Annotated in this window: 11 protein-coding genes; 9 read left to right on the top strand and 2 right to left on the bottom strand. The window is 69.6% G+C overall.

The features are described 5' to 3' along the window. The 4 genes from GUY59_RS04660 to GUY59_RS04645 form a co-directional block, all read left to right on the top strand. A partial coding sequence (locus tag GUY59_RS04660; RefSeq protein WP_161714400.1) for a hypothetical protein occupies nucleotides 1-491 on the top strand: 491 nt, incomplete at its 5' end. Nucleotides 492-624: 133 nt separating this feature from the next. Beyond that, complete coding sequence (locus tag GUY59_RS04655) at nucleotides 625-2,376, top strand: DEAD/DEAH box helicase (RefSeq protein WP_171055285.1); 1,752 nt, start codon at nucleotides 625-627, stop codon at nucleotides 2,374-2,376. A 536-nt stretch (nucleotides 2,377-2,912) separates the two neighbouring features. Next, on the top strand, nucleotides 2,913-3,284 hold the full coding sequence (locus tag GUY59_RS04650; RefSeq protein WP_138198997.1) for an STAS domain-containing protein: 372 nt from the start codon (nucleotides 2,913-2,915) through the stop codon (nucleotides 3,282-3,284). Nucleotides 3,285-3,450: 166 nt separating this feature from the next. Then, nucleotides 3,451-3,792 (top strand): PIN domain-containing protein, encoded by a 342-nt coding sequence (locus GUY59_RS04645; RefSeq protein WP_138198998.1) that lies wholly within the window; start codon nucleotides 3,451-3,453, stop codon nucleotides 3,790-3,792. Here the strand turns inward: GUY59_RS04645 and GUY59_RS04640 are convergent, their stop codons facing one another. Further along, complete coding sequence (locus GUY59_RS04640; RefSeq protein ID WP_138198999.1) at nucleotides 3,793-4,362, bottom strand: isochorismatase family protein; 570 nt, start codon at nucleotides 4,360-4,362, stop codon at nucleotides 3,793-3,795. Nucleotides 4,363-4,376: 14 nt separating this feature from the next. Beyond that, the gene (locus GUY59_RS04635; protein WP_171055286.1) at nucleotides 4,377-5,660 is read right to left on the bottom strand and encodes a nicotinate phosphoribosyltransferase; all 1,284 of its coding nucleotides are present in this window, start codon (nucleotides 5,658-5,660) and stop codon (nucleotides 4,377-4,379) included. Between the two features lie 46 nt (nucleotides 5,661-5,706). Between GUY59_RS04635 and clpS the strand changes: the two genes are divergently transcribed. The 5 genes from clpS to GUY59_RS04610 all read left to right on the top strand — a co-directional run bounded on the left by clpS (nucleotide 5,707) and on the right by GUY59_RS04610 (nucleotide 8,382). Further along, a complete protein-coding gene (clpS, locus tag GUY59_RS04630; protein WP_132330654.1) occupies nucleotides 5,707-6,000 on the top strand; it encodes an ATP-dependent Clp protease adapter ClpS in 294 nt (97 codons plus the stop codon). A 10-nt stretch (nucleotides 6,001-6,010) separates the two neighbouring features. Then, a complete protein-coding gene (locus tag GUY59_RS04625) occupies nucleotides 6,011-6,535 on the top strand; it encodes a DUF2017 domain-containing protein (protein WP_138199001.1) in 525 nt (174 codons plus the stop codon). 10 nt (nucleotides 6,536-6,545) lie between these two features. Further along, entirely contained in the window at nucleotides 6,546-6,947 is a 402-nt protein-coding gene (locus tag GUY59_RS04620) for a Mov34/MPN/PAD-1 family protein (RefSeq protein ID WP_138199002.1), read from the top strand. Between the two features lie 213 nt (nucleotides 6,948-7,160). After that, nucleotides 7,161-7,433, top strand: coding sequence for a MoaD/ThiS family protein (locus GUY59_RS04615; RefSeq protein WP_132629100.1), 273 nt, complete (start codon nucleotides 7,161-7,163; stop codon nucleotides 7,431-7,433). A gap of 1 nt (nucleotide 7,434) precedes the next feature. Beyond that, nucleotides 7,435-8,382 carry a PLP-dependent cysteine synthase family protein gene (locus tag GUY59_RS04610; RefSeq protein WP_138199003.1) on the top strand — a complete coding sequence of 316 codons (948 nt, stop codon included), beginning with the start codon at nucleotides 7,435-7,437 and terminating at the stop codon, nucleotides 8,380-8,382. The last annotated feature ends 71 nt before the right edge of the window (nucleotides 8,383-8,453 follow it).

Here is an 8,453-nt window from a genome sequence, read left to right as displayed (position 1 = left end):
GGGCGGGGCTGATCGTGGTGGCCGCCGTGGTGCTGCGGTCCACCGCGCCGCCGGCGGACAACGGCCGGTCGAGCGACTCGCCGGCGGGAGTGTCGGTGGCCCTGCCGCAGGGGTGGCGCGAGGGGCCGGTGCCGCCGGTGACCGGGTTCACCTCGGTCATCAGGGACGACGCGGGAGCGCTCGTCATGGCCAGGCCGATGCCGCCGGCGAAGGACGCGGGCAAGGCCGCCAAGGAGGCGGCGGAGCTCTACTCCAGGCTCCTGCTCAAAGGGGACCGCGTGACCGTCGTCGAGGACAAGAAGCTCCCGGACGGTCACACGCGGGCACTGCGCGCGGAATATCGGGACGTGGTCAACCGGCCGGCGTTCCTGCGCGTGATGCTGCTCACTCGCGGCGCCAGGACCGTGCTGCTCGTCGGGCTGCTCCAGCCCGCCGACACCGATCGCAGGCAGGAGCTCGACATGGTCATGACGAGCATCCGGCCGGGATGAGAAGCCCCCGCCCCCTAACACGTGAGGATCACCTTGGCCAGAATCCTCGGCTCACGGCACGTCTTGTCGGTGGGCCCGATTACTCTAGGGTCACTGTGAGAAAGCGAAGCACACCAACCCCAGAGGTGATGCGGTGAGCACCTTCGCCGCGTCCCACCTTTCGCCTTCCTATCCCGACCGAGCAGCCTGGGGCACCGCCCAGAAGCTGCGCGCGTGGCAGCAGGAGGCGTTCGACCTCTACTTCAGGCGCGAGCCGCGCGACTTCCTCACCGTGGCGACCCCGGGCGCGGGCAAGACCACCTACGCCCTGCGCATCGCCAGCGAGCTGCTCGCCAAGGGAGTGATCAGGGCGGTCACCATCGTGACGCCCACCGAGCACCTCAAGCGCCAGTGGGCCGACGCGGCCGGGCGGGTGGGCATCAACATCGACCCCGAGTTCAAGAACAGCCAGGGCGCCACGTCCCGCGACTACACCGGGGTCGCGGTGACCTACGCGCAGGTCGCCATGCACCCGGCGCTGCACCGGGCGCGCACCGAGGCGCGCAAGACCCTGGTCGTCTTCGACGAGATCCACCACGCCGGCGACGCCAAGTCGTGGGGCGACGGCGTGCGCGAGGCGTTCGAGCCCGCCACGCGGCGGCTCCAGCTCACCGGCACCCCGTTCAGGTCCGACGACAACCCCATCCCGTTCGTCGGTTACGAGGAGGACGCCGAGGGCTTCAAACGCAGCGTCGCCGACTACTCCTACGGCTACGGCCCCGCCCTCGACGACGGGGTCGTGCGCCCGGTCATCTTCCTGGCCTACTCCGGCGAGATGAAGTGGCGCACGCGGGCCGGCGACGAGATCGCCGCGACCCTGGGCACCCCGCTCACCAAGGACCAGCTCTCCCAGGCCTGGCGGGCCGCGCTCGACCCGAAGGGCGACTGGATCCGCCAGGTCATGCAGGCCGCCGACCGCCGGCTCACCGAGGTGCGCAGGGGCGTCCCCGACGCCGGAGGCCTGGTCATCGCCACCGATCACGAGACCGCCCGCGCCTACGCCCGCCACCTGCGCAACATCAGCGGCGAGGGCGCAACCGTGGTGCTCTCCGACGACCCCGGCGCCTCGAAGAAGATCAAGCAGTTCGCGGCGTCCGAGGACCGCTGGCTGGTGGCCGTGCGCATGGTGTCCGAGGGCGTCGACATCCCCCGGCTGTGCGTGGGCGTCTACGCCACCTCGACCTCGACCCCGCTCTTCTTCGCCCAGGCCGTGGGCCGGTTCGTCCGCGCCCGCAAGCGCGGCGAGACCGCGTCCGTCTTCCTGCCCTCGGTCCCCACGCTCATGGGCCTGGCCAACGAGATGGAGGCCGAGCGCGACCACGTCCTCAACAAGCGGCCCCCGGAGGACGGCCTCGACGACACCCTGCTCGAACAGGCCAACCGCGAGAAGGACAACCCCGACGTCCTGGGCGACGAGCTGCCGTTCGAGACGATGGAGACGTCGGCCACGTTCGACCGCGTGCTGTTCGACGGGGGTGAGTTCGGCACGGGGGCCGAGCTCGGCTCGGCCGAGGAAGAGGACTTCATCGGCCTGCCCGGCCTGCTGGAGCCCGACCAGGTGGCCACGCTCCTGCGCAAACGCCAGTCCGACCAGCAGGCAGCGAAGCGCAAGCAGCCGGACGCCGAGCCGCGGCAGACCCTGGCGCCGCACGAGCAGATCGCCGAGCTGCGGCGCGAGCTCAACGGCCTGGTCGGCGCCTGGAACCACCGCACGGGCCAGCCGCACGGGGTCATCCACTCCGAGCTACGCCGCGCCTGCGGCGGGCCGCCGATCGCGCAGGCGACCGCCGAGCAGATCCAGGAACGCATCGCCACCATCCGCCGCTGGGCCACCCAGCGACGCTAGCGCCCTGGGCTGGTGAGGGTTCGCGGGTGGGGGCGAGGTGCCTGACCATGATGAGGCATCGTTCGGGCCGGCGTTCGTGCCTGCCGTCGGGGCGGTAGACGACCTCTGTGGTGGCGGCCTCTCGGCGGAGGCCTGGTGGCGCAGCGCGTTCCTGCGCAGCGGGTCAGCTCGTCGAGCAGCGCGGTGCTCCGCCAGCTCGTCGGCCGTCATGTCCGACAGCGGCAGCACGCGGGCGTGCCCGTTGGCCAGCGATCACCTGGTGGCGAAGAACGCGGCGTACTTCTCGAGGCGGTGCAAGGGCGGGATCTCGGTCTGGTGGCTCCACTCCCACGATCCTTCGGGGCGATCTGAGGCCGTCACCGCGCGCGGCGCACCGCCCCCTGCGCCGCGCGCCTACCGACCGCGCCGCCGCGGGCGCGGTCGCGCTGAGTGACTATGTGTGTTTGGACACAGAGCAGTGACCTTCTGTTAGAAGCTCGACCCAAGCGGCAACAACCACGATTGGCTGTCTCGAGATATGCAGAAGGACTCCACCCATGTCGTCTGAGGCCACCGGTAGGTCGACGCTGATCGTCACTTCCGGCCTCTCTCAGAACGCCGTCATCATCCGGCTCGAAGGCGAACTCGACGTCAACGGGCTGCCGGTGCTGAGGGAGCACCTGCAACGCGTGTGGGACGTGCCGCCGACGCCGTTCCTCGTCATCGACCTGAGCGCCGTCTGGTTCTGCGACTCGATGGGCGTGAACGAACTCGTCGAGATTCTGCAGCGCTGTGAGACCAGGGACACCAGGCTGCTGCTCGGGGGGGTCCAGGGGGTGATGAAGCGCGTGTTGTCGATCACCGGGCTCCGGCACGCCTTCGAGGTCTTCGACCAGGCCGACGACGCCCTGCGGCTGGCCCAGGGCTGAAGGTCCTGTCGCCCGGGTGAAGATCTTCCACTCTTCGCATGAGGTTGCCGCGCGCCGATGTTGACCTCCTCATGACCGCAGGGTTGCCACGAGATGTCCGAAGGGGACTACATCCGCGAAGCGGTCACACGCGCTCTCGCCGAAGAGGTCGTCGGCGAACGTCCCCTTGTCCGACCCAGGGCCGCTCCTGCTGTCCCCCTACGTGCTCGCCGAGGTGGACTACATGTTCCCCAAACGCGCCGGGGAGCGCAGGGAGCTTCGGTTCCTGCACGACGTCAGCGACGGGAGCTACGAGATGGTCTCCGTGGCGGCCGCCGACGTCCGACGGGCGGTGCACATCGTCGAACGCTATCGGGGCATGTGCGTCGGGTTGACGGACGCCTCGGTCGCGCTCGTGGCCGGACGGCATGCCACGACCAGGGTGCTGACGCGCGATCAGCGGCTCTTCGGGGCGATGAAGCCGCTCTGGGGCGACGCCTTCACGGCGCTTCCCTCCGATGCCAACTGATCAGCCCAGCACGGGCGTGCCGCGCAGGGCGGCGCCGGCGGCCTTGAGCTCCGCCAGCGCCGCCTCCGTGGTCGCCGGTGCCACGCCCGCCGTAAGGTCGAGCAGCACCCGCACCTCGAACCCGTGCTTGAGCGCGTCGAGGGCGGTGGCGCGCACGCAGTGGTCGGTGGCGATGCCGGCCACGTCGACCTGGCTCACCCCGCGTTCCTTCAGCCACTCCTGCAGCGGCTCCCCCTCGCGCGAGGTGCCCTCGAACCCGCTGTACGCCGCGTCGTAGGCGCCCTTGCTGAACACCTCCTGCACCGCCGACAGGTCGAAGGCGCGGTGGAAGTCGGCGCCGGGCGTGCCGGCGACGCAGTGGGCGGGCCAGGTGGAGGCGTAGTCGGGGGTCTCGGAGAAGTGCTCGCCCGGCGAGATGTGGTGGTCGCGGGTGGCCACCACGTGGTCGTAGTCGTGGTCGGCCACGTGACGGGTGATCGCCTCCGCCACCTGCGAGCCGCCGGCGACGGCGAGGCTGCCGCCCTCGCAGAAGTCGTTCTGCACGTCGACGATGATCAGCGCGCTGCCCATGGTGCCACGATACGTCAGGCGAACTCGGTGGGGATCGCCGCATAGCCCCGGCCGAGGTGGAGGGCGTCCTGGGGGAGCTTGGTGACGGCCTTGGCGTGACGTTCGCGGGCGTCGGACAGGGGCTCCCTGCCGACGACCTCGCCGTCGCGTACGAGCTCGTGCAGCAGGGGGATGCCGCCCTCCGGGGCGAGCCCGCCGGTCGTGATCAGCTCGGTGTCGCAGTGGCCGCTCTCGTCGTACAGCCGGTAGGCCTCCTTGCGCCCCCCGCGCGACGGTTTGCCGACCGAGCGTTTGGCCACGGCCTCCAGCTCGCCCGTGGCCGTCTCCCGCGCCACCAGCTTGTACACCAGCGCCGCCGTGGGCACGCCCGACCCGGTCACCAGGGAGGTGCCCACGCCGTAGCCGTCCACGGGGGCGGCCGCCAGCGCGGCGATGGCGTACTCGTCGAGGTCGGAGGTGACGAGGACACGGGTGTTGAACGCCCCGAGCGCGTCCAACTGCTCACGCACCTCCTGCGCGGCCGCCGCGAGGTCGCCCGAGTCGATGCGGACGGCCCCCAGCTTGGGTCCGGCCAGCTCGACGGCCGTGCGGACCGCCTCGGCCACGTCGTACGTGTCCACCAGCAGCGTCGTCTCCGGCCCCAGGGAAGCGATCTGGGCCTCGAACGCGTCACGTTCCGAGTCGTGCAGCAGGGTGAACGCGTGGGCGGCCGTGCCGGCCGTGGGGACCCCGTACACGCGTCCGGCCATCAGGTTGGAGGTCGAGGCGAACCCCGCGATGTACGCGGCCCGTGCGGAGGCCACCGCGGCTCTCTCGTGCGTACGGCGCGAGCCCATCTCGATGAGGGGGCGCTTGCCGGCGGCGTTGGCCATGCGGGAGGCGGCGGAGGCGATGGCGCAGTCGTGGTTGAGGATCGACAGCGTGATCGTCTCCAGGAGCACGGCCTCGGCGAAGGTGCCCTCCACGATCATGATGGGGGAGGCGGGGAAGTAGAGCTCGCCCTCGCGATAGCCGTAGATGTCGCCCGAGAATCGGTAATCGGCCAGAAACGCCAGAGTGGACTCATCGACGACCCGGTGCTCGCGCAGGTAGGTGAGTTCTTCGTCACCGAATCGGAAGCGTTCAAGCTCGTCCAGGACACGTCCCGTCCCGGCGACAACCCCGTAACGCCGCCCGCCCGGCAGGTGCCTGGCGAACACCTCGAAGACGGCGCGCCTGTGCGCCGCGCCGCTCCGCAGGGCCGCCTGCAGCATCGTCAGCTCATAGTGATCTGTGAGCAACGCAGTGCTTATGGTCATTGTCACGAGTCGAAGACTACGGCCCAGATAGGGCAGACTCGGGGATGTGGGTAGCACCGCTCCAATCGCCGTTGAGCGTCCGTCATCGGACGTCCGACCCGATCTGCCTTGGGTGACCATCGTCTGGAACGACCCGGTCAACCTCATGTCCTACGTGACCTATGTCTTCCAAACGGTCTTCGGCTACACCAGGGAGAAGGCCGAGAAACTCATGCTGGACGTCCACCACAAGGGCAAGGCTGTCGTGTCCAGTGGCACGCGTGAAGAGATGGAACGCGATGTGCAGATTCTCCACTCCTACGGCCTGTGGGCGACGGTCCAGCCGGATTCGGTCAAGTGAGGCGGCACGGGTGAGTTCGGGGTTCAAGCCGGGCAGGAACGGCGGCGTCATCGCGGTCTTCGAGGCCGCGGAGGTCTCGCTGCTGCGCTCGCTCGTGTCGATGATGCTCGGCATCGTCTCTCCGGGCCAGACGAGCGACGACCCGCTGGAGCGGGCGCTCGGGATCGGTGACACGGCGGTGCCGTCCGATCCGGTGCTGGCCAGGTTGTTCCCCTCGGCGTACGAGGACGAGAAGGACTCCGCCGAGTTCCGCCGCTACACCGAGGCTACGCTGCGCGACGGCAAGCGGGCCGACGCGCAGACCGTCTTCGACACCGCCGCTCCCGGCCATGCGGAGCTCACGCCCGAGCAGGCCCAGGCCTGGCTGCGCTCGCTCAACGACGTGCGCCTGACGCTCGGAGTCAAGCTCGAGGTGACGGAGGAGGTCCACGACGAGATCGCGATGATGTCGGAGGACGACCCCCGCTACCCGGCCTACGTCACCTACGACTGGCTGACCTACCTGCAGGACAGCCTGGTGCGGGCACTCTGGTAGCTTCCGGGTCATGCTGTCGATCTCGCAGGAACTCGCCGACAGGATCGTCGCACACGCCCGTGCCGATCACCCCGACGAGGCGTGTGGCATCATCGCGGGCCGGGACGGCGTGCCCGAGCGGTTCATCCCGATGGAGAACGCCGAGCGCTCGCCGACCTTCTACCGCTTCGACTCGATGGAGCAGTTCAGGGTCTGGAAGGAGATGGACGAGCGCGACGAGGAGCCCGTCGTCATCTATCACTCCCACACTGCCACCGAGGCCTACCCGTCGCGCACCGACGTGTCCTACGCCTCCGAGCCGGACGCCCACTACGTCCTGGTCTCCACCAAGGACGACACCGAGGTGGAGTTCCGCTCCTACCGCATCCTCGAAGGCGTCATCACGGAGGAAGAGGTAAGGTTCATCCCATGATGGTCCGGCAGGTGCAGAGCTTCCTTTTCGCGCACACCCCGGCTGTCGTCGTCTACGACTGTCCGTGAGAGAGCCGCTGCGCGGGCTGCCGTCACGCCCGTGAGGGCGCGGCGCCCGGCGAGCAGATCCCTGGTGAAACTTCCCCGGAATCCGCATCCTGCCGTCGGCGTTGCTGCCGATGGGACGACGACTGACCTGAGGAGACTGACCGCGATGGCCATCGAGGTTCGCATTCCGACCATTCTGCGCAACTACACTGACGGCGCGAAGGCCGTCAACGCCGAGGGCGCCACCCTCGACGAGCTGATCAGCAATCTCGAGTCGCGCCACCCCGGCATCAAGGACCGCCTGGTCGACCAGGGCAATCTGCGCCGATTCGTCAACGTCTACCTCAACGACGAGGACGTGCGTTTCCTGGGCGGGCTTGGCACGCCGCTGTCCGACGGCGACACGGTGACCGTGCTTCCCGCCGTCGCCGGTGGCTGACATGCGTTTCGACTCGTTGATCGACTCGGTCGGGCGCACGCCTCTGGTGGGGCTGCCGAGGTTGTCCCCTTCCGCGGAGGTGCGGATCTGGGCCAAGCTCGAAGACCGCAACCCGACCGGGTCGGTCAAGGACCGTCCGGCGCTCTGGATGATCCAGGAGGCCGAGAAGAACGGGCGGCTCACTCCCGGTTGCACCATCCTCGAGCCCACCAGCGGCAACACCGGCATCTCGCTGGCCATGTCGGCCAAGCTCAAGGGCTACAACCTGATCTGCGTGATGCCGGAGAACACGTCGGAGGAGCGCCGCCAGCTGCTGCGCATGTGGGGCGCCGAGATCATCTCCTCGCCGGCCGCGGGCGGCTCCAACGAGGCCGTGCGCGTGGCCAAGGAGCTGGCCGAGAAGAACCCGTCGTGGGTGATGCTCTACCAGTACGGCAATCCCGCCAACTGGCGCTCCCACTACGACTCAACGGGCCCGGAGATCCTGGAGGATCTGCCCACCGTCACGCACTTCGTGGCCGGGCTCGGCACGACGGGCACGCTGATGGGGGTCGGGCGGTTCCTGCGCGAGCGGGTGCCGGACGTGCAGATCGTCGCCGCCGAGCCGCGCTACGGCGAGCTGGTCTACGGGCTGCGCAACGTGGACGAGGGCTTCATCCCCGAGCTCTACGACGAGTCCGTGCTGACCACGCGCTTCTCGGTCGGCTCGGCCGACGCGCTGCGGCGCACCCGCGAGCTGCTGGCCGCCGAGGGCATCTTCGCCGGGGTGTCGACCGGAGCGGCGCTGCACGCGGCCCTGGGCGTGGCCAGGAAGGCGGTCAAGGCGGGCGAGCGCGCCGACATCGCCTTCGTGGTGGCCGACGGCGGCTGGAAATACCTGTCCACGGGCGCGTACGAAGGCACGCTCGCGGAGGCGGAGGACCGCCTCGAAGGCCAGCTCTGGGCCTGACGGCTCCCGGACCAAGGACGGCACGAGGGCGGCCGGTTCGCTGAACCGGCCGCCCTCGTCGCGTGTACGGC

Source organism: Nonomuraea sp. K271 (assembly GCF_009908215.1).
Lineage (GTDB): Bacteria > Actinomycetota > Actinomycetes > Streptosporangiales > Streptosporangiaceae > Nonomuraea > Nonomuraea longispora.
Note: the sequence above shows the minus strand (reverse complement) of the source record. Positions and strands in the feature narration are given on the sequence as shown.